Raw genomic sequence first — 19,048 nt, 5'->3', positions numbered from 1 at the left:
GGCCGCGTTGATTGCGGCCGGAGGTTTCCCGGGCAAGAAGGGCTTCAGCCATGGTTACCGATAAGGGCATGCCGGAGAAGGGACAAACGATCCTCCGGTTGAGCAATGTTTCCAAGAATTTCGGCGCGGTCTCGGCGCTGACCGACATCGAACTCGAGGTCAAGGCCGGTGAGGTCGTGGCGCTGGTCGGCGATAACGGCGCGGGCAAGTCGACGCTGGTGAAGGTTCTGGCCGGCGTACATCAGCCGTCATCCGGAACCATAGAATTCTGCGGCCAGACCGTGACGCTGGACAGTCCGGGTCGAGCCCTTGAGCTCGGTATCGCCACTGTCTTCCAGGATCTGGCGCTCTGTGAAAATCTCGATGTCGTCGCCAATCTCTTCCTCGGCCACGAGCTTTCTCCGTGGAGCCTCGACGAGGTGGCAATGGAAGTCCGCGCCTGGACGCTGCTGCGCGAACTTGCAGCCCGCATCCCATCTGTGCGCGAGCCAATTGCTTCACTCTCCGGCGGCCAGCGCCAGACGGTGGCGATTGCCCGCTCGCTGCTGCTCGATCCGAAGATCATCATGCTCGACGAGCCGACTGCAGCGCTTGGCGTCGCACAGACGGCCGAGGTTCTCAACCTGATCGAGCGCGTCCGCGAACGTGGCCTCGGGGTCATCATCATCAGCCACAATATGGAAGACGTGCGCGCGGTTGCCGACCGGATCGTCGTGCTTCGCCTCGGGCGCAACAACGGCGTCTTCACACCTGACGCTTCCAACCAGGAACTCGTCGCCTCGATCACGGGTGCGACCGAAAATTCCGTATCCCGGCGGCTCGAACGGAAGAGCAGCACAGCCCAGGAAAACAGCGGGAGCCCGGCATGAGCCAGAAACCATCCAATACACTTGCGCCGGCTGCCCTTGATCGCAGCGACGAGCGCGTGCGCCACGACGACAGCATTGGTGCGATGATCAAGGCGTTCTTCGACCGCGTGCGCTCCGGCGATCTCGGCATGCTGCCTGTCGCCGTCGGCCTGATCGTCATCTCGACGGTGTTCTCGATCCTGAACCCGATCTTCCTGGCGCCGAACAATCTCGTCAATCTGCTGTTCGACTGTGCGACGGTCGGCGTCATCTCGCTCGGCATCGTCTGCGTGCTGATGCTCGGCGAAATCGATCTCTCTGTGGGATCGATGAGCGGCCTTTCCTCGGCGATCCTCGGCGTGCTCTGGGTCAATACCGGCTGGCCGCTGCCCGTAGCGATTGTCGTTGCCATTATCGCCGGCATGGTCGTCGGCTCTCTCTATGCCGTTCTCTACAACAGGCTCGGCATGCCAAGCTTCGTTGCGACGCTCGCCGGGTTGCTCGCGCTTCTCGGCATGCAGCTCTATATCCTTGGGCCGACGGGCAGTATCAATCTGCCCTTCGCCTCGCCGCTGGTCCGCTTCGGCCAGATCCTCGTCATGCCCTTCTGGCTCTCGCATCTGCTGGCGCTTCTGCCCGGTCTGGTGCTGATCGTGAACGGTATGCGCAAACGCCAGCAGCGTCAGTCGGTCAATCTCTCCCAGCAGCCCCTGGGTGCGCTGGTGATCAAGGCCGCCGTTCTGACCGCGGCTCTCGAATTCGCCGCCTACTATCTCAATCTCGGCCGCGGCGTGCCGTGGATGTTCGGCCTCTTCGTCCTAATTGCGGTCGTTCTGAACTACGCGCTGACGCGGACGCAGTGGGGACGCTCGATGTTTGCCGTCGGCGGCAACCGCGAAGCGGCGCGCCGCGCCGGCATCAATGTCCGCCGCATCTATCTCAGCGCGTTCATGCTCTGCTCGACGCTGGCGACGATCGGCGGCATTCTTTCGGCCTCACGGCTCGCTTCCTCCAGCCAGCAGGCCGGTACCGGCGACGTGAACCTCAATGCCATCGCCGCAGCCGTCATCGGCGGTACGAGCCTCTTCGGCGGACGCGGCAGCGCCTATTCCGCACTGCTCGGCATCATCGTCATCCAGGCGATTTCCAACGGATTGACGCTTCTCAATCTCAGCTCGTCGCTGCGCTACATGATAACAGGGGCCGTTCTTGCGATCGCCGTCATCGTCGATTCGCTCGCCCGCCGCTCCCGTGTCAGCCATGGACGCGCCTGATCCGTATTTTATGAAGGAGTATTTCCATGACTGAACTCATGAAGGGCAAGGTTGCCGCCATCACCGGCGCTGCGTCGGGCATCGGGCTCGAATGTGCCCGCACGCTCCATGCCGAAGGCGCAACCGTCGTGCTCGTCGATCGCGCCGCGGACAAGCTCGAGGCGCTGTGCAAGGAGATCGGTCCGCGCGCCCTGCCACTCGTCGTCGATCTTCTCGACGGCAAGCAGGTCTCCGGCATGCTGCCACGGATCCTGGAGATCGCCGGAGGTCTCGATATCTTCCATGCCAATGCCGGCGCCTATATCGGCGGCCCGGTGGCGGAAGGTGATCCCGATGCCTGGGACCGGATGCTGAACCTCAACATCAACGCGGCCTTCCGCTCGGTTCATGCCGTGCTGCCGCACATGATTGCCCAGAAATCCGGCGATATCCTGTTCACCAGCTCGATTGCCGGTGTCGTGCCCGTCGTCTGGGAGCCGATCTACACCGCTTCGAAATTCGCCGTTCAGGCCTTCGTCCACTCCACCCGCCGCCAGGTGGCGCCGCATGGCGTTCGCGTCGGCGCCGTCCTGCCGGGCCCGGTGGTCACCGCTCTGCTCGACGACTGGCCAAAGGCGAAGCTCGACGATGCGCTTGCCAATGGCAGCCTGATGCAGCCGAAGGAAGTGGCCGATGCCGTGCTCTTCATGCTGTCGCGTCCGCGCAACGTAACGATCCGCGATCTGGTAATCTTGCCGAACAGCGTCGATCTCTGAGATTGACGACGCCGTCCCGATTGCCCCTGTTCCTGCCAGACTGAAACGAGAGACCATGAGCGACACATCTCACACGCCGCAAGCGGGTGGCAAACATGTCATCGGCGTCGATGTCGGCACCGGCAGCGCCCGCGCCGGCATTTTCGACCTCACCGGCCGGATGCTGGCATCGGCCAAGCGGGACATCACGCTGTTCCATGAGCCGGGTTCGATCGTCGAGCAGTCGAGCGCGGAAATCTGGGCCGCAGTCTGCGCGGCGGTGCGCGAAGCCGTTTCCATTGCAGGTATCGATGCCGCGACCGTGGCCGGTCTCGGCTTCGATGCGACCTGTTCGCTGGTGGTGCTCGGCGAAGGCGGAAGGCCGCTGCCAGTCGGGCCCTCGGAAGATCCGGATCGCAACATCATCGTCTGGATGGATCACCGCGCCGTTCCTCAGGCGGAGCGCATCAACGCGCTCGGCCACGATGTGCTCCGCTATGTCGGCGGGCGCATTTCGCCCGAGATGGAAACGCCGAAACTACTCTGGCTCAAGGAGAACCGCCCGCAGATCTTCGACGCGGCATGGCAGTTCTTCGACCTCGCCGATTTCCTGACCTGGCGGTCGACAGGCGATATCGCGCGCTCGACCTGCACGGTCACCTGCAAATGGACCTATCTGGCGCATGAGCAGCGCTGGGATGCCGGATATTTCGAGCAGATCGGTCTTGGCGAGCTGGCCGCGGAAGGCTTTGCGCGTATCGGCCAGACGATCGTCGAGCCGGGTTCGGCGCTGGGTCAAGGCTTGATGGCTGCGGCTGCAGAGGAGCTTGGGCTACCCGCCGGGACGCCGGTTGCAGCCGGTCTCATCGATGCGCATGCTGGCGGGATCGGCACTGTCGGCATCGGCGGCGGCCCGCAGAGCAATCTCGCCTATGTCTTCGGCACATCCTCTTGCACGATGACATCGACATCGGAACCTGCCTTCGTGCCGGGTGTCTGGGGTCCCTACTATTCTGCGATGGTCCCCGGGCTGTGGTTGAACGAGGGCGGCCAGAGCGCTGCAGGCGCGGCAATCGACCAGCTGCTCGCCTTTCATCCGGCTGCCGGTGAGGCCAAGGATCTAGCCAAGCGCGCCGACATTCCGCTGCCGGTGCTGCTGGCCGATATGGCAGCCGAAAAGGCGGGCAGTGCTTCCAGCGCCGTCACGCTTGCTAATGGTCTGCATGTCGTTCCGGAATTTCTCGGAAATCGCGCGCCCTTCGCCGATCCGCATGCCCGTGCCGTCATTGCCGGTCTCGGCATGGAGCGGGATATCGATAGTCTCGTTGCTCTCTACGTCGCAGGCCTCTGCGGCATCGGCTACGGGCTGCGGCAGATCGTTGACACACAGGCCGATGCGGGCGTCACCATCGACAACATCGTCGTCAGCGGCGGCGCCGGCCAGCACGATTTCGTTCGCCAGCTACTGGCCGACGCGAGCGGCAAACCGGTCGTTGCCACGAAGGCCGAGGAACCGGTGCTGCTTGGCGCGGCCATTCTCGGTGCCGTGGCCGGTGGTCAGTTTGCCGATGTGGCGGAGGCAATGACCAGCCTCTCCTCCGTCGAGCAGACATTCGCACCGGCGGGTGGCGACATCGCCGGGCTGCATCTGAAACGCTATGACGGTTTCAAGGAATTGCAGACGCTGTCGCGCAAACTGCGGGATTCCTGACGTCCCGGCGCGTGGGCAGCACGCTTACGCCGAATTTTTCGGAAAAATGCCGGTGACGTGTCGGATTGTTGAAGGCATGTTCGTCCTTGGGATGTCCATTCCATCAGCAAGGAGGAGAACACCATGCCGAGCACCATCCGTCTGCACCGCGTCCTGGCGACCAGCCCCGACAAGATCTACCGCGCCTTCATCGAGGCCGACGCGCTTGCCAAGTGGCTGCCGCCGAACGGCTTCGCCTGCACGGTCCATCATCTGGAAGCGTCTGTCGGCGGTACGTTCAGAATGTCATTCCGCAACTTCACGACAGGCGACAGCCATGCCTTCGGCGGCGAATATCGCGAGCTCGTGCCCGGCGAACGTGTTCGCTACACCGATGTTTTCGACGATCCCAACCTGCCCGGTGAAATGGAAGTCACCGTCATCCTTAAAAAGGTTTCTGTGGGTACCGAGGTCGATATCACCCAGGCGGGCGTTCCCGATCTCATCCCGGCTGAAGCCTGCTATCTCGGCTGGCAGGAATCGCTGAAGAACCTCGCCCGGCTGGTCGAGCCCGATATCCGGAACTAACGGATCCGGCCGAAAGCATCAGCCTGCGGCAACCGTTCCATCGACGAGGATGAAGGGGTGGCCGCGGGAGCATGTCTCGATCCGCGCTTCGACCTTGTAGACGTCCTTCAGCATGTCTGAGGTTATGACGTCGCGGGTCGGACCGCTCGTCGCCATCGCGCCATTGGCGATCACGATCGTGTTGTGGCAATAGCGCAGTGCATGATTGAGATCGTGCAGGGCGATCAGCACGATCATCCCCGTCCGGCTTGCCAGACCTTCGACGAAAGCCAAAACCTCGATCTGGCGATGCAGATCGAGTGCCGAGGTCGGCTCGTCCATCAAGAGAACTTCGGGTTTGCGGACCAGCGCCTGCGCCAGCGATACCAGCTGGCGCTGGCCGCCGGAAAGCTCGCCTAGTCCCCGGAAAGCGAGGTCATCGATCCTCAATGCCTTGAGGATCGCGTCGATCTCATCGAGTTCGCCGTCCTGGACGCGCCATCCGCCTCCTTGCCTCGCCGACAGCAGCACTGACTCGTAGACGGTCAGCACGGCATTCGCGCCGGTATCCTGCGGCATGTAGCAGACCGCCCGGTCTCCGCGTTCGGTGCCAGAAAGCTCGACCACGCCGGGTCCCGATATCAATCCGGCGATACGCTTGAACAGCGTCGACTTGCCGGCCGCGTTCGGGCCGATGACGGCCGTCAGGCTGCCGCTTTCGAGCGTGCCGATGCCGATCCTCGACAGGACGGTGACGCGGCCGTAGTTGGCGCCGACGTCTCTGAGTGCCAGCTCTACCAAGACCGTCTCCTGTTGCTGAAGATGAGCGCGAAGAAGAAGGGAACGCCGACCACCGCCGTGATCACGCCGATCGGCAGTATCGCTCCCGGAATGAGCATCTTGCTGACGACCGATGTCGCAGACAGCAGCAACGCGCCGCAGATGACCGAGCCAGGCAGGAAGAAGCGCTGGTCTTCGCCGACGACCATGCGGGCGATATGTGGACCGACGAGACCGATAAAGCCGATCGTGCCGACGAAGGAGACCGGAATGGCGGCAAGCAGGCTGACGGTCAGCATCGTCCGCAGGCGCAGGCGGCGGACATTGACGCCCATGCTGGCCGCCTTGTCGTCGCCGAGCCGCAATGCGGTCAGCGCCCAGGCATCGCGCATGAAGAGCGGCACGGTCACGACGAGCACGGCAGCCGTGACATAGACCTTTGCCCATGTCGCTTTCGTCAAGCTGCCCATCGTCCAGAAGACCACCGCTGCTAGCGCCTGTTCGGAGGCGAGATATTCCAGCAGTGACAAGGCGGCGTTGAAGGAGAATACCAGCGCGATGCCGAGCAGCACGATGGTTTCGACGCTGACGCCGCGCATTGTCGATGCGAAATAGATGAAGAGCGATGCCAGCATAGCCATCAGGAATGCGTTGATCGGAACCATATACTGGACGGCTGCCGGAAAGACGGCGACACCTGTTACCAGCGCCAGTGCTGCGCCGAAGCTTGCCGCCGCGGAAATCCCGAGCGTGAAGGGGCTGGCCAGCGGGTTTGACAGGATGGTCTGCATCTGCGCGCCGGCAACGGAAAGGGCCGCACCCACGGTGACCGCCATCAAGGCGATCGGCATGCGGATATCCCAGATGACAACCCGCAGCTGGTTGCCGGCGGCTTCCGGGTTGAACAAAGCCAGAAGAACCTGACCGATCTCATAATTTGCCGGGCCGAGTGCCATGTCGGCGGCAACGCTGACGCAGAGTGCTGCGGTCAGCAGAACGAGGATGACGATCCGGCGGAAGGCGAGAGCGCGATAGCGCTCCCGCCCTGCAATGTCAGCGGTAAGAGCCGTACCGGCCATCGGTTATTCGCCCTTCAAAGAGACGAAGTAGCCGGGCTTGTAGTCGAGCGGCAGGAAGCGCGCATGCAGCTCCTTGAAGGTCGCTTTGGGATCGAGGTCCTTGAAGAGATCCGGATGCAGCCACTTCGCGATCTCCTGGATGGCGACGAACTGGTAGGGGTTGTTGTAGAACTGGTGCCAGATCGCATGGACATTGCCGTCTTCGACGGCCTTGACGCCGGTAAAGGCCGGGCGCTTGGTCAGGGCCTCGAGCTTGCGCTTGGCTTCGGTCAGATCGGCGCCGTAGCCGACGCCAACCCAAGCGCCGCCGGGAACGAAGGCTTCCCACATGCCGCCGGTGACGATGATCTGATCTGGGTTCGAAGCGACGATCTGCTCCGGGTTTACCGTGCCGAAGGTTCCGGGAATGATATCCTTCGCCATGTTGGTGCCGCCGGCGATCTCGACCATCTTGCCGAAATTCTCGTTTCCGAACGACATGCAGCAATCGTCGGAGTAGCCGCCTGCACGCTCGACGAAGACAACGGGGCGGGCGGGCTTGGCCGCTTCCAGCTTGTCGGTCACGACCTTGATGGAGTCAGCGCGGAACTTGATGAAATCCTCTGCCAGCTGCTCCTTGCCCATCAGCTTGCCCATGACGCGCATGCTCGGCTCGGTGTTTTCCATCGGCTTTTCGCGGAAGTCGACATAGACGAGCGGAATGCCGACCTTGGCGAGCTTTTCGATATAGCCCGCTTCCTCGGTGGCCGTCTTGGCGTCGACGTTCATCAGGATGACATCCGGCTTCAGGGTGACGGCCTGTTCGATGTCGAAGGTGCCGTCCTTCATGCCGCCGAAGGTCGGCAGCTTGGCGATGTCAGGGTACTTGGCAAGATAGGCCCTGTAGGTCTCCGGATCTGCCTTGGGCAGATCGTCGCGCCAGCCGACGACGTGTTCGAATGGATTGGTCTTGTCGAGCGCCGCCAGGAAGTAGATCTGCCGTCCTTCGCCGAGAATGACGTGCTTGACGGGAACCTCGACCTCGACGTCGCGGCCGGTTACGTCCTTCAACGAAATCTTTTCGGCAAGTGCCGGCCAGACGGTGGCAAGCAGCAATGCTGCAGAGAGGCCTGCGGCTTTGAATTGAATGTGCATTGAGTGGTCCCCCGTGAAAATCTAGGGGGCTCTATTATTTTATGATTGCAATAGTCAAGTTTTATCTTTTAGAGCAATTCAAGACTGAGAACGGATGAGCGGCAGAACCGGAATGAGCGCAGTGAACGGCACCAACTATCACCTGAAAGAGGAGATCAAGGCTTACTGGTCGGCGCGGGCCGCCACCTTCGATGCCTCTCCCGGGCATGAGATTTTTTCCGAGGACGAGCGCCGCGCCTGGCGCGATCTGATCGCCAAGCATCTCGGTCCCGGCGACGGCCGCAGCGCGCTCGACCTTGCCAGCGGTACCGCGGTGATCTCGCATCTGATGGACGACGCTGGCTACAAGGTAACGGGTCTCGACTGGTCGGAAGCCATGCTGGAGCGGGCGCGCGCCAAGGCCAGGCAGCGCGGCCGCGACATCCGTTTTCGCATCGCCGATGCCGAGCACACGATGGAGCCGGATGCCGCCTATGACGTGGTCATCACGCGCCATCTCGTCTGGACGCTGATCGATCCGGAGAGCTGTTTCCGCGAGTGGCTGCGGGTGCTGAAGCCCGGCGGCCGCCTGCTGATCGTCGATGGAGATTTCGTCAACACGGGCAGGGCCGAACGGCTGCTCAAGAAGCTAGCAGGCATATTGGAGAAGGCGGGGCTCTTGCGGACCGACCCGAAGCACGCGCCGCCGGAGCTCGCCGGAAAGCACGAAGAGATTCTCCGGCAGGTCTATTTCTCAGGCGGTGCGAGAGCCGATGAGGTCGCGGCCTTACTCGCGGCCGCCGGCTTTCAGCATATCGAGATTGATCGCGATCTCCGGCAGGTACACAAGGCGCAGGCCGCCAACTGGAATATCCTGAAAGCGGCCGCACGCGGGCTGCAGCATCGCTATGCCATCTGCTGCGAAAAGCCTTTCTGAGCAGACGTCCGGTTACCGGCCCTCGATACGGGCAAAGACCCGGTCGAGTGCTGCAGTCAAAGGGGTCTTGCCGCCATCGGCGTCGAAGTCGCGGAGAACCTGTTCATTCAATCCACCTCTGGTGGCAAATTCCTCGCTCAAGGCGTTGAAATCGCCGGCATGCGGGCCGTTGGCGCGCCGCGCTAAGCTCTCGAACAGCGGCGCGAGGTAGGCGCGGGCCTTCGTCCGCTCCAGTCCGTTGGTTGCCAGCCATCCGGTGGCGAATTCCATGATGCCGAAATAGGTCGACATCAACGCGCTTGCCGCAGCGAGCAGATCGTATTCCTTGCGGGATTCGCACTGGACGGCCTTGCCAAGCGCGTCGAACATGGCAGCGACGGCGGGGTCGGGAGGATAGATGGCGGTTACGCCCTGGCGCTCGGCGACGAAGGGCAGGGGAATGGCCTGCACCAGATGGATATCGGTGCCGATCCATTTCAGCAGGACTTCGCGCTCGGTGGCGGCGATGATGCTGACCACCGACTGCCCCGGCTTGAACGTCAGTTCGCCGATGACGGCTTCGGCAACCTGCGGGCGGATCGCGAGAACCACGAGGTCGCTGCGATCGACGACGGTCTGATTATCGGGCGCAACGCTGACGGCCGCGAACTCGCTGAACAGCCTTGCGGCAATCTCTGCGTTCCGGGGCGAGAGATGGACTTCGGTGGGATAGGCGGGTTCGCTGAGCAGACCTCTGACCATCGCCTCCGTAATCGCGCCGGTACCGACGAAGCCTATGCTTTTCGCTTTCATGTCACACTCCGCAGCATTTGATCGCGAGATCATAGGGGCAGCGCTTTGATCGCAAAAGGGCCGATGGCGGCCCGTCCGAGAATAGTCCTCATTTTTCAGATATTTGTGTGAGTGACGTCGAGGCCTCGTCAGTCGATGACGCCCTGCCGCAAAGCGGCGGCCACCAGCGCAGTGTCCTTGTAGACCGCGAAATTCGTCTTCAGCGCCTCGATATGGGTGCGGACGGTGTGCACCGAACATCCGAGGATGAGGGCGATTTCCTGCGCCGTCTTTCCCGCGCACATCAGCGTGAGAATTTCCTTTTCCCGTTTGGTAACCTGAGCCGTCATCCCCTTTATATGGGATTTCGTCTCCCGGATTGCAGCCTTCTGCATCGAAATCCTGATGCATTCACGATCGGCGAAAAACATCGTGATCCCGCTTGAAAACGTCTTTGGCAGAGCAATTTCTTCGTGACGCGAGGAGATAGATTCATGAACGTCTTGATTGTCGAAGATGAAGGGTTCATCGCCCTGGAACTGGAAAGAATTGCCGTCGAGGCTGGTCATCGCGCGCTTGGCCCGGCCTCGACGATCGAGCAGGCATTGGCTTTCGCGCCGCGGGCGGATGCCGCACTTGTCGATGTCGGACTGTCGGACGGGACAAGCGGAACGCAACTCGCCCGGCGGCTGATCGACCGTTTCGGGATCAGCGTGATCTTCGTGACCGGCTCTCCGCAGGCGGTTTCGCAGGGTTTCGATGGCGCCTTTGCTGTGGTCGGCAAGCCGTTTACCGACGAGCGGATCCAGTCGGCGTTGCAAGCCGCGGACGATTGGCGGCGCGGGCATGTAATCCGCGCGGCGGCATTGTGATCGAAACTGCGGGCGGGCGCCATTCATGGCGTCCGCCCGCTTGTATCCTTAGTACTGCATCGCGTTGAGATCGGAGATCAGCGACGGCCCGGCCGGATGCCATCCCAGCACGGCCTTCGTCTTGGCGCTCGATGCCGGGAAGTCGATCGTGGTGAAGATCGACAGCCATCCGAAGTGCGCTGCGGCTTCCTCGCGGGAGATCGATCTGACCGGCAGCTTGAGGCCCCGGCCGATCGCCTCGGCGATCTCGCGTGCCTCCACGCCCTCTTCGGCGACGGCGTTGTAGCGCGCACCGCGTTCGGCTCTCTCGATCGCCAGACGGTAGAGACGGGCGACGTCCGACAGATGCCCGGCCGGCCAGCGATTGCGTCCTTCGCCGACATAGGCTGCGAGGCCTTTCTGGCGGGTGATTTCGATCAGCGGGGTGATGAGCCCCTGCTTGAACGTGTCGTGCACCTGCGGAAGCCGGACGACGGAAACATTGATGCCCTCATCCAGCAGCGTCTGTCCTGCAAGCTCGGACGCGACACGCGGGTTGGGGTGGCTGGTGTTGAACACGTCCTCGCTTCCCAGTTCGCCGAACTCGGCATTACCCATGCCGGTACCCGAGGTGATGATCAACGGCCTATCCGACCCGGCAAGTGCCGCACCCAACGCAGCGATCGCCCGGGCATCCTTCTGGCAATTTTCGGCGAACCGCGAGAAATCGTGATCGAATGCGGTGTGGATCACGCCATCCGCTTCCAGGGCGCCCTTGCGAAGGCTTTCGGGATCCTCGAGCGTTCCGCGATAGGCCTTAGCGCCTGCGGCTTCGAGCGCGCGCGCGCCTTCGTCCGATCGCGTCATGCCGATGACCTCGTGGCCCGCGCCAATGAGTTCCGGCACCAGCGCCGAGCCGATAAAGCCGGTTGCTCCAGTCAAGAAAATGCGCACAGCAATGTCTCCTTGCGTGTTTTACTCCGAAGAGAATATCGGCTAGAGTCCATCCTGTTAAAGTAGTGACCTTATCCTATTATAATAGCTAACAGGATCTCCATGCCGATCAACACGCCGGGCACGCTTGCAGCCTTCCTGAAAGACCGCCGTGTGAAACTCGATCCGTCCGCTTTCGGCCTGTCGGGCCGACGGCGCACGCCCGGCTTGCGCCGTGAAGAAGTGGCACAGCGGGCCAATATCAGCCCGACCTGGTACACCTGGCTGGAGCAGGGCCGTGGCGGGGCGCCGTCTGCGGATGTTCTCAACCGGATCGCCAACGGGCTGATGTTGACAGAGCCGGAGCGCGAGCACCTCTTCATGCTCGGGCTGGGGCGGCCACCGGAAGTGCGCTACAAGCCGGCGGAAGGCGTGACCCCGCGGCTGCAACGCCTGCTGGATTCACTCGACGCGAGCCCGGCGCTGATCAAGACGGCGATGTGGGATGTCGTCGCGTGGAACCGCGCCGCGGCCGTCGTGCTGACCGACTACGGCACGATTGCGCCGGAGAAGCGCAATATCCTCAGACTGATATTCTCCAACCCGGCGATCCGCGCCAAGCAGCATGATTGGGAAACGCTTGCCCGCTTCGTGGTTGCCGCCTTCCGGGCAGATGTCGCGCGGGCCGGCGCCGGGTCTGAAGTCAGCAAGCTGGTCGAGGAACTGAGTGCCGTCAGCGCGGATTTCGAGCGGCTCTGGCAGGAAAACGACGTGCGTGTGCACGGCGATGGCGTCAAGCGCCTAAAGCATCCGAAATTGGGAACGATCGATCTCGAATATTCCGCCTTTGCCGTCGATGGCAGGCCGGATCTGGGGCTGGTGATCTACAATCCGGTCGATCCTGCAACCGCGGCCGAGATCCGCAAGCTTGCAAGTGAGAACGAATAGCCGATCCGCTTTCGCCAGTTTTTGAAGCCAACGCCTCGAACAAATCCACGGGCGAAGAGCTTGGCGTCCTGTAATGCCGGGTAGGCAGCGCCTTTGCGGTCGATCCAAAGCTGCCAGAGCAATTTTTAAGTGCTGCCCGCGGCGGGCGCCATAGAATTTCCGGTGTGCGTCCCGAAAATAGAATACTAATTCTATATACTAAATTTATATGCCGCTACCGTTGTCACCATCAGCTATTGAGGGACAACAGATGAGCTTTACGGCGACGATTAAAACCCTGCTTCTTGCGAGCACCCTGTCCGTGTCGTTTACGGCACTGGCGGCTGCGGCAGACGAGGCAGCCAAACCGGTTCAGGGCGGCACGCTGATCTATCTTGAGCAGCAGCCGCATACCAATCTCTATCCGCCGGCCGGCGGCTTCTATCCGAACGGTGGCGTGCTCAATCAGATCACCGACAAGCTCACCTATCAGAATCCGAAGACGCTTGAGATCGAGCCGTGGATTGCCGAATCCTGGACCGTCAACGCCGAGGCCACCGAATATACGTTCAAGCTTCGCAAGGGTGTTACCTTCTCTGACGGCACGCCGCTCGACGCGGCCGCAGTCGCCAAGAACTACGATACGTTCGGTCTCGGCAATAAGGAGCTGAAGCAGCCGGTCTCGGAAGTCATCAACAATTACGACCGTTCCGAGGTCGTTGATCCCCTGACCGTCAAGTTCTATTTCAAAAAGCCGTCCCCAGGCTTCCTGCAGGGTACGTCGGTGATCGGCTCCGGCCTGGTATCGCTGAAGACGCTGGCGCTGCCTTTCGACCAGCTGGGTGACGCGACGAAGATCGTCGGTTCCGGCCCGTTCGTCGTTGACAGCGAGACCCTCCGCAAGGAGCTGAACCTCAAGGTCCGCGACGACTACGATTGGGGTCCGGCAAAGCAGGAGCATCAGGGCCGCGCCTATCTCGACGGCATCAAATATATCATCACCGGTGAAGACAGCGTGCGCATCGGTGCGCTGCTCTCGGGCCAGGCGGATTTCATTCGCCAGGTGCAGGCCTATGACGAAGAACAGGTCGAAAGCCAGGGCTACAAGATCTATGCGGCACCGACGCGCGGCGTGAACAACAGCGTCGTCTTCCGTCCGGACAATCCGCTGGTGTCCGATATCCGCGTACGTCAGGCGCTGCTTCACGGTACCAACAGCGCGGAAATCATATCGACGCTGTTCTCGGCCAACTATCCGCAGGCCAAGTCGATCATCGCATCGACGGCGCAGGGCTATCTCGATCTGTCGTCGAAGCTGACCTACGATGCAGCCAAGGCCACCGAACTGCTGGATCAAGCTGGCTGGAAGGTCGGCGCCAATGGCGTCCGCGAGAAGGATGGAAAGCAGCTGGTGCTGACCGCCTATGAATCGCCGCCGCAGCCGCAGAACAAGGCAACGCTGCAGCTTGTCGCGCAGCAATGGGCAAAGCTCGGCGTTACGCTGAATGTGCTGGCGGGTGATGCCGGCAGCAAGACCGTCGACGATCTCGATCCGGCCAAGACGCCGGTGTCGCCGGCAATGGTTGGCCGGGCCGATCCTGATGTCATCAAGAGCCAGTATTACCCGAAGAACCGCGACGTGCTGCGCCAGAAGGGCGGCCCGAGCGACAAGGTGAAATCCTTCGTCGATGACAAGCTGAACGGTCTTCTCGAGCAGCTTTCCTCGCAACCCGATCGCGAAAAGCGTCTTGCCATCGCCGGCGAGGTCCAGAACTACGTGATCGATCAGGCCTATGCGATCCCGATCTTCGAGGAGCCGCAGGCCTTTGCCGGTGCCCCCTATGTGCAGGGCGTCGGTTTCGAAGCTGTCGGCCGTCCGAGCTTCTACAACACCTGGCTTGCTGAACACTGAAGGCCATGGCCCGGCGCAAGCCGGGCCACCCGTCACCTGAAAGGATCGGCATGACCCGCTACATCGTATCCCGCATAGGACAGGCGCTGCTCGTTCTCTGGGCGGCCTTCACGATCTCCTTCGTGCTGCTACAGGCCATGCCCGGCGATGCCGTTCTTATCAAATTCCAGAATCCGGAATACGGCCTCAGTCCCGAACAGATCGCCGATATCCGCGCCGCCTATGCAGCCGACGGGAGCGTGGTCAGCCAATATCTGCACACAGCCGGAAAATTCCTGATTGGTGACTTCGGTTATTCGCTGCAGGCAGGCGTTGCCGTCAGTGCGCAGCTCTCTGCCAGCCTGCCGCCGACGATCCGGCTGGCCGGCTTCGGCTTCATCGTCGCGGCGCTGATCGCGGTGCTGCTGGCGATCCTGTCCAACCTCCAGGGCTTCGGCAGATTGCGGAGCGTCGTCCAATCCGTGCCTTCGCTTTTCGTGTCGGTGCCGACCTTCTGGCTCGGCATCATGCTGATCCAGATATTCTCGTTCCGGCTGCGTCTGGTGCCCGTCATCAATCCCGGCCCCTGGGAGGGTCTGATTCTGCCGGTGCTGACTGTCGCCATTCCGATCTCGGCGCCGCTGGCGCAGATCCTGCTGCGCAATATCGATCATGTCCAGACACGGCCCTTCGTCGCCGTCGCCCGCGCAAAGGGTGCCTCGTATGCATGGGTCCTGTGGCGGCATGTGGCGAAGAACGCCTTCCTGCCGGTTCTGACCGTTGCCGGTGTTCTGTTCGGTGAGCTTCTGGCCGGCGCCGTCATCACCGAGACGGTCTTCGGCTTGAACGGGCTCGGCAGTCTCACCGAACAAGCGGTCAATTTTCAGGACGTCGCCGTCCTGCAGGCCATCGTCGTTCTCTCGGCGGCGGCGTTCGTCACCATCAATCTCGCGATCGATCTTCTTTATCCGATCATCGATCCGCGGCTCAAAACAAGGCCGGAGACCGCTCGATGACCAGCCTCGATGTCGCAGAACACCATCTCGACCTGGAGATGGCAGAGACCAACGATTGGGTGCCGACTCAAACCGTCGAAGATGCCACGCCGCGCCGAAGCAGCCGGAGGATCGATATCAGCCTTCTGCTAGCGGGCGCGGTGCTGGTCATCGTGCTTCTCGTCGCGGTCGCACCCCAGCTGTTCACCGCCTACGATCCGATCAAAGGTCTGCCAGGGCAGCAGCTGAAACCGCCGAGCGCCGCGCATCTGCTGGGAACCGATTCACTTGGCCGCGATCTTTATGCGCGCCTGGTGTACGGCGCGGTCCACTCTTTGTCGGGCGCGCTTGCAGCCGTCGGTATCGGGCTTTTCGCCGGTACAGCGCTCGGTGTTCTCGCAGGCTCGATCGGCGGGCGCACGGACACGGCCATCATGCGTCTTGCCGACGTTCTGCTGTCGATACCGGCGCTGCTGCTCTCCCTGAGCATCATTATTCTCTTGGGTTTCGGGACGATCAACGCGGCGATCGCCGTTGGTATCACTTCGGTCGCGAGCTTTGCCCGTATCGTGCGTTCCGAAGTCATCACTGTTCGCCGCAGCGAATATGTCGAAGCGGCCTTCGGCAGCGGCGGTACCTTCCTCAGCGTGCTGATCCGCCACGTGCTTCCCAACTCCCTGACCTCGGTCATCGCCTTCGCGGCACTGCAGGTCGGCTGGGCAATCCTGCAGCTCTCGACCCTTGGCTTCCTCGGTTACGGCGCACCGCCGCCGACGCCGGAATGGGGGCTGCTGATCGCCGAGGGCCGCAATTATATCGCAACCGCCTGGTGGCTGACGGCTGCCCCTGGCATCGCCGTGGTTCTGGTGGTGCTCTCCGTCAATCGCATCAGTCAGGCATTTGGAAGGATAGAGAGATGACAATCCAGCCTGTCGACCTGCCGAAAGCCGCTGTCCCGCCGTCTCCCGTCCTCGCCGTCTCCGGCCTGACTGTCAGCTACAGCGACAGGAACGGCGCGCGCACCGCCGTCCATGGCATCGATTTCCACGTCAACCCAGGAGAAGTCGTCGCGCTGGTGGGCGAATCCGGTTCGGGCAAGAGTTCGACGGCTCAGGCCATCATCGGGCTGCTGCCGGAGAACGGGAAACTTGAGAGCGGCAGCATCCGCCTGAACGACCAGGAGATCGCAGGCTGGCCGCAGCGGCGGCTGGACGGTATTCGCGGTTCGGTGATCAGCCTGATCCCTCAGGACCCTGGCAATTCGCTCAATCCGGTCAAGACCATCGGCAAGCAGGTGGCAGAAATTCTCGCCATTCACGGCGAAGCCTCCGGCCCTGTTGCCTATACGCAGGCGATTGCGCTTCTCGAACGCGTCGGGCTTAGCGAGCCGAAGCTGAGGGCGCAGCAATATCCACACGAACTTTCCGGTGGCATGAAGCAGCGGGTGCTGATCGCCATTGCCATCGCGTTGAAGCCGTCGCTCATCATCGCCGACGAGCCGACAAGCGCGCTTGATGTCACGGTACAGAAGCACATCCTTGATCTGATCGACGAGCTTCGCCGCGAGTATGGCACGGCAGTGCTTCTCGTTACCCACGATCTCGGTGTCGCCACCGATCGTTCCGACCGGCTGATCGTCCTCAAGCATGGCCGCATCCAGGAACAGGGCCGCACCCAGGATGTCATCGGCAATCCTCAGAATGCCTATACGCGCCAGCTGTTATCGGATGCGCCGTCGCTGAATATCCGGCAGCGTCCGGCCACCGTGGCAAAGGAAGCTCCCGCGACGGAAAGCGACGACATCATCGTCGTCGAAAACCTCGTCAAGGACTTCGGCCTTGGCGGCTATTCGCGCTTTTGCGCCGTCGACGATGTTTCCTTCCGCGTCCGGCGCGGAACGACGCATGCGCTGGTCGGCGAATCCGGTTCCGGCAAGACGACGAGCATCCGCATCGTCTCGGCCTTTGAAAAGCCGAGCTCGGGCAGGGTCATCGTCGATGGGCTCGACCTTTCTACCTTGCGCGGGGAAACGCTGCGGCTGTTTCGCAAGAAGATCCAGCTCGTCTACCAGAACCCGTTCGGTTCGCTCGATCCGCGCCAGACGATCGCTGGGATCGTCGAAGAGCCATTGCTGAATTTCGAGCCGGTGCCGCGCGCCGAGCGGACAGAGCGCGTTGCTGCAATCATCGGGAAAGTCGGCCTTCCGCCGGATGTCCTCGGCCGCCGCCCGCATGCCCTGTCGGGCGGGCAAAGACAGCGTGTCGCCATTGCCCGCGCGCTCATTCTGAACCCGCAGATCCTGGTGCTCGATGAGGCCGTGTCGGCGCTCGATGTCACCGTGCAGGCGCAGATTCTGGCGCTTCTCAGCAAACTGCAGCGCGAGCTCGGCCTGACCTATCTCTTCGTATCGCATGATCTGGCTGTCGTGCGGCAGATCGCCGATACCGTCTCGGTCTTGAGCGGCGGCAAGCTCGTGGACAGCGGCGCGGTCGGCGATGTCTTCGGCAACCCGGCGAGCGCCTATACCCGCGAACTCATCGAGGCGATCCCCGGAAAGAAGCACCGGCTGCCAGCAAAGCCATTTCCCCTGATCAGCACAGGAACACAGCAATGACGCCATCAACCGCACCGAAACGCCTGGGTTTCTTCAGCCGTATCCTCGATCAGGCCGATGCTGCGACCCGCTACCGGCTGGCCGCCGAGCAGGTCATTCATGCCGAGAAATTCGGGTTCGATACGGCATGGGTGGCACAGCATCATTTCAATGGAGATGAGGGCGGTCTTCCTGCGCCATTGATCTTTCTGGCGGAACTCTCCGCCCGAACCTCGCGCATCCGGCTTGGAACCGGTGTGATCACATTGCCGATGGAAAGTGCCGTCCGCGTCGCGGAGGACACGGCAGTGCTTGATATACTCTCGAACGGCCGCCTCGAAGTCGGCTTCGGTACTGGCGGAACTCCAGCTGCCTTCCTCCCCTTCGGGCTGGAAACGGGCGATCGCGCCGCCGTCTATGCGAAAAGCCTCGCAACGGTGCGAGATGCTTGGGCCGGGCGGGAGCTGACGGGCGGCAATCATCTTTATCCGGCAGCCCCGCATCTTCTCGAGCGCGTGTGGCAGGCAACGTTCTCGGTTGGCGGCGGAATCCGGGCCGGCCAGGATGGTGACGGATTGATGCTGTCGCGCACCCAGCCCCGGCCGGCAGAGGCGCCGGATGCAACGCTCTGGGAGCTGCAGAATCCGATCATCGACGCCTATCTTAAGGCGCTGCCGAAGGAACGGCAGCCGCGCATTCTCGGTTCGCGCAGCCTGTTCGTTGCCGACGATCGCAAGGAGGCTTTGCATCTGGCGGAAATCGGCCTGCAGCGCAGCGTCGAGCGCTTCATTGCCAGCGGTCATAAGATCGCAAGCACCAGGACAGAGGATCTCATCAGGGCCTTCGACGTGCATGTCGGTACGCCCGACGATGTGATCGCGTCGTTGAAGGCTGACACCGCGTTGGAACGCGTCACTGACCTCGTCTTCCAGGTCCATTCGGTCGATCCGCCACACGCCTACATCCTGCGCTCGCTGGAATTGATAGTCAGCGAGGTCGCTCCCGCGCTCGGCTGGGTTCGACGCGGACCCGCCGCCCACGAGCGGCGCCTCGCTACAGCATAAT

General features: G+C 62.1%; 19 protein-coding genes. 13 read left to right on the top strand and 6 right to left on the bottom strand.

Going from position 1 to position 19,048, the window contains the following annotated elements:
* Positions 1-50: 50 nt before the first annotated feature.
* The 5 genes from AC1DV9_RS01290 (at position 51) to AC1DV9_RS01270 (ending at position 5,134) form a co-directional block, all read left to right on the top strand.
* Entirely contained in the window at positions 51-869 is an 819-nt protein-coding gene (locus AC1DV9_RS01290) for an ATP-binding cassette domain-containing protein (RefSeq protein WP_310290944.1), read from the top strand.
* A complete protein-coding gene (locus AC1DV9_RS01285) occupies positions 866-2,122 on the top strand; it encodes a sugar ABC transporter permease (RefSeq protein WP_477945711.1) in 1,257 nt (418 codons plus the stop codon). Before AC1DV9_RS01290 ends, AC1DV9_RS01285 begins: the two co-directional genes overlap by 4 nt.
* Before the next feature lie 26 nt (positions 2,123-2,148).
* Positions 2,149-2,877: an SDR family oxidoreductase gene (locus tag AC1DV9_RS01280; protein WP_477945710.1), complete on the top strand. Its 729-nt coding sequence runs from the start codon at positions 2,149-2,151 to the stop codon at positions 2,875-2,877.
* A gap of 55 nt (positions 2,878-2,932) precedes the next feature.
* On the top strand, positions 2,933-4,567 hold the full coding sequence (locus AC1DV9_RS01275) for an FGGY-family carbohydrate kinase (protein ID WP_477945708.1): 1,635 nt from the start codon (positions 2,933-2,935) through the stop codon (positions 4,565-4,567).
* A gap of 123 nt (positions 4,568-4,690) precedes the next feature.
* A complete protein-coding gene (locus tag AC1DV9_RS01270) occupies positions 4,691-5,134 on the top strand; it encodes an SRPBCC family protein (protein ID WP_442208649.1) in 444 nt (147 codons plus the stop codon).
* Between the two features lie 18 nt (positions 5,135-5,152).
* Here the strand turns inward: AC1DV9_RS01270 and AC1DV9_RS01265 are convergent, their stop codons facing one another.
* From AC1DV9_RS01265 to AC1DV9_RS01255, 3 genes are read right to left on the bottom strand one after another with little or no spacing between them, the layout of a single operon-like run.
* Positions 5,153-5,914, bottom strand: coding sequence for an ABC transporter ATP-binding protein (locus AC1DV9_RS01265; protein WP_477945707.1), 762 nt, complete (start codon positions 5,912-5,914; stop codon positions 5,153-5,155).
* On the bottom strand, positions 5,908-6,972 hold the full coding sequence (locus AC1DV9_RS01260) for a FecCD family ABC transporter permease (protein ID WP_477945705.1): 1,065 nt from the start codon (positions 6,970-6,972) through the stop codon (positions 5,908-5,910). The genes AC1DV9_RS01265 and AC1DV9_RS01260 overlap by 7 nt, the downstream gene beginning before the upstream one ends.
* Positions 6,973-6,975: 3 nt before the next feature.
* Positions 6,976-8,106: an ABC transporter substrate-binding protein gene (locus AC1DV9_RS01255; protein ID WP_477945704.1), complete on the bottom strand. Its 1,131-nt coding sequence runs from the start codon at positions 8,104-8,106 to the stop codon at positions 6,976-6,978.
* Between the two features lie 112 nt (positions 8,107-8,218).
* Here AC1DV9_RS01255 and AC1DV9_RS01250 point away from each other — a divergent pair, with 112 nt between their 5' ends.
* Complete coding sequence (locus AC1DV9_RS01250; protein WP_477945702.1) at positions 8,219-9,022, top strand: class I SAM-dependent methyltransferase; 804 nt, start codon at positions 8,219-8,221, stop codon at positions 9,020-9,022.
* 12 nt (positions 9,023-9,034) lie between these two features.
* On the opposite strand, the gene AC1DV9_RS01245 is transcribed toward AC1DV9_RS01250, so the two are convergent.
* Together AC1DV9_RS01245 and AC1DV9_RS01240 are read right to left on the bottom strand one after the other, a co-directional pair.
* Positions 9,035-9,814 carry a pyrroline-5-carboxylate reductase gene (locus AC1DV9_RS01245; RefSeq protein WP_477945701.1) on the bottom strand — a complete coding sequence of 260 codons (780 nt, stop codon included), beginning with the start codon at positions 9,812-9,814 and terminating at the stop codon, positions 9,035-9,037.
* 128 nt (positions 9,815-9,942) lie between these two features.
* On the bottom strand, positions 9,943-10,188 hold the full coding sequence (locus tag AC1DV9_RS01240; RefSeq protein WP_477945700.1) for a response regulator transcription factor: 246 nt from the start codon (positions 10,186-10,188) through the stop codon (positions 9,943-9,945).
* 99 nt (positions 10,189-10,287) lie between these two features.
* On the opposite strand from AC1DV9_RS01240, the gene AC1DV9_RS01235 reads away from it, so the two are divergent.
* Positions 10,288-10,665, top strand: a complete 378-nt coding sequence (locus AC1DV9_RS01235) for a response regulator (protein WP_112388527.1) — start codon at positions 10,288-10,290, stop codon at positions 10,663-10,665.
* A gap of 48 nt (positions 10,666-10,713) precedes the next feature.
* On the opposite strand, the gene AC1DV9_RS01230 is transcribed toward AC1DV9_RS01235, so the two are convergent.
* On the bottom strand, positions 10,714-11,598 hold the full coding sequence (locus AC1DV9_RS01230) for an SDR family oxidoreductase (protein WP_477945698.1): 885 nt from the start codon (positions 11,596-11,598) through the stop codon (positions 10,714-10,716).
* A gap of 102 nt (positions 11,599-11,700) precedes the next feature.
* Here AC1DV9_RS01230 and AC1DV9_RS01225 point away from each other — a divergent pair, with 102 nt between their 5' ends.
* The 6 genes from AC1DV9_RS01225 to AC1DV9_RS01200 all read left to right on the top strand — a co-directional run bounded on the left by AC1DV9_RS01225 (position 11,701) and on the right by AC1DV9_RS01200 (position 19,047).
* Positions 11,701-12,525: a helix-turn-helix transcriptional regulator gene (locus tag AC1DV9_RS01225; protein WP_477945696.1), complete on the top strand. Its 825-nt coding sequence runs from the start codon at positions 11,701-11,703 to the stop codon at positions 12,523-12,525.
* Between the two features lie 250 nt (positions 12,526-12,775).
* Positions 12,776-14,416: a TIGR04028 family ABC transporter substrate-binding protein gene (locus tag AC1DV9_RS01220; RefSeq protein WP_477945694.1), complete on the top strand. Its 1,641-nt coding sequence runs from the start codon at positions 12,776-12,778 to the stop codon at positions 14,414-14,416.
* 50 nt (positions 14,417-14,466) lie between these two features.
* Positions 14,467-15,411, top strand: coding sequence for an ABC transporter permease (locus AC1DV9_RS01215; RefSeq protein ID WP_477945693.1), 945 nt, complete (start codon positions 14,467-14,469; stop codon positions 15,409-15,411).
* A complete protein-coding gene (locus tag AC1DV9_RS01210) occupies positions 15,408-16,310 on the top strand; it encodes an ABC transporter permease (protein ID WP_477945691.1) in 903 nt (300 codons plus the stop codon). Before AC1DV9_RS01215 ends, AC1DV9_RS01210 begins: the two co-directional genes overlap by 4 nt.
* Positions 16,307-18,004 (top strand): dipeptide ABC transporter ATP-binding protein, encoded by a 1,698-nt coding sequence (locus AC1DV9_RS01205; protein WP_477945690.1) that lies wholly within the window; start codon positions 16,307-16,309, stop codon positions 18,002-18,004. The genes AC1DV9_RS01210 and AC1DV9_RS01205 overlap by 4 nt, the downstream gene beginning before the upstream one ends.
* Positions 18,001-19,047, top strand: a complete 1,047-nt coding sequence (locus AC1DV9_RS01200; RefSeq protein ID WP_477945689.1) for a putative FMN-dependent luciferase-like monooxygenase — start codon at positions 18,001-18,003, stop codon at positions 19,045-19,047. The genes AC1DV9_RS01205 and AC1DV9_RS01200 overlap by 4 nt, the downstream gene beginning before the upstream one ends.
* Position 19,048: the final 1 nt, after the last annotated feature.

The sequence above is a fragment of the Rhizobium sp. 01L410 genome (genome assembly GCF_056400165.1).
Note: the sequence above shows the minus strand (reverse complement) of the source record. Positions and strands in the feature narration are given on the sequence as shown.

Excerpts from the sequence above, each read along its gene's own strand:
- AC1DV9_RS01250 (WP_477945702.1), top strand. The coding sequence starts at position 8,219 with ATGAGCGCAGTGAACGGCACCAACTATCACCTGAAAGAGGAGATCAAG.
- AC1DV9_RS01260 (WP_477945705.1), bottom strand. The coding sequence starts at position 6,972 with ATGGCCGGTACGGCTCTTACCGCTGACATTGCAGGGCGGGAGCGCTAT.
- AC1DV9_RS01220 (WP_477945694.1), top strand. The coding sequence starts at position 12,776 with ATGAGCTTTACGGCGACGATTAAAACCCTGCTTCTTGCGAGCACCCTG.
- AC1DV9_RS01205 (WP_477945690.1), top strand. The coding sequence starts at position 16,307 with ATGACAATCCAGCCTGTCGACCTGCCGAAAGCCGCTGTCCCGCCGTCT.
- AC1DV9_RS01215 (WP_477945693.1), top strand. The coding sequence starts at position 14,467 with ATGACCCGCTACATCGTATCCCGCATAGGACAGGCGCTGCTCGTTCTC.
- AC1DV9_RS01200 (WP_477945689.1), top strand. The coding sequence starts at position 18,001 with ATGACGCCATCAACCGCACCGAAACGCCTGGGTTTCTTCAGCCGTATC.
- AC1DV9_RS01240 (WP_477945700.1), bottom strand. The coding sequence starts at position 10,188 with ATGCAGAAGGCTGCAATCCGGGAGACGAAATCCCATATAAAGGGGATG.
- AC1DV9_RS01210 (WP_477945691.1), top strand. The coding sequence starts at position 15,408 with ATGACCAGCCTCGATGTCGCAGAACACCATCTCGACCTGGAGATGGCA.
- AC1DV9_RS01275 (WP_477945708.1), top strand. The coding sequence starts at position 2,933 with ATGAGCGACACATCTCACACGCCGCAAGCGGGTGGCAAACATGTCATC.
- AC1DV9_RS01285 (WP_477945711.1), top strand. The coding sequence starts at position 866 with ATGAGCCAGAAACCATCCAATACACTTGCGCCGGCTGCCCTTGATCGC.
- AC1DV9_RS01255 (WP_477945704.1), bottom strand. The coding sequence starts at position 8,106 with ATGCACATTCAATTCAAAGCCGCAGGCCTCTCTGCAGCATTGCTGCTT.
- AC1DV9_RS01225 (WP_477945696.1), top strand. The coding sequence starts at position 11,701 with ATGCCGATCAACACGCCGGGCACGCTTGCAGCCTTCCTGAAAGACCGC.
- AC1DV9_RS01290 (WP_310290944.1), top strand. The coding sequence starts at position 51 with ATGGTTACCGATAAGGGCATGCCGGAGAAGGGACAAACGATCCTCCGG.
- AC1DV9_RS01280 (WP_477945710.1), top strand. The coding sequence starts at position 2,149 with ATGACTGAACTCATGAAGGGCAAGGTTGCCGCCATCACCGGCGCTGCG.
- AC1DV9_RS01270 (WP_442208649.1), top strand. The coding sequence starts at position 4,691 with ATGCCGAGCACCATCCGTCTGCACCGCGTCCTGGCGACCAGCCCCGAC.
- AC1DV9_RS01245 (WP_477945701.1), bottom strand. The coding sequence starts at position 9,814 with ATGAAAGCGAAAAGCATAGGCTTCGTCGGTACCGGCGCGATTACGGAG.
- AC1DV9_RS01235 (WP_112388527.1), top strand. The coding sequence starts at position 10,288 with ATGAACGTCTTGATTGTCGAAGATGAAGGGTTCATCGCCCTGGAACTG.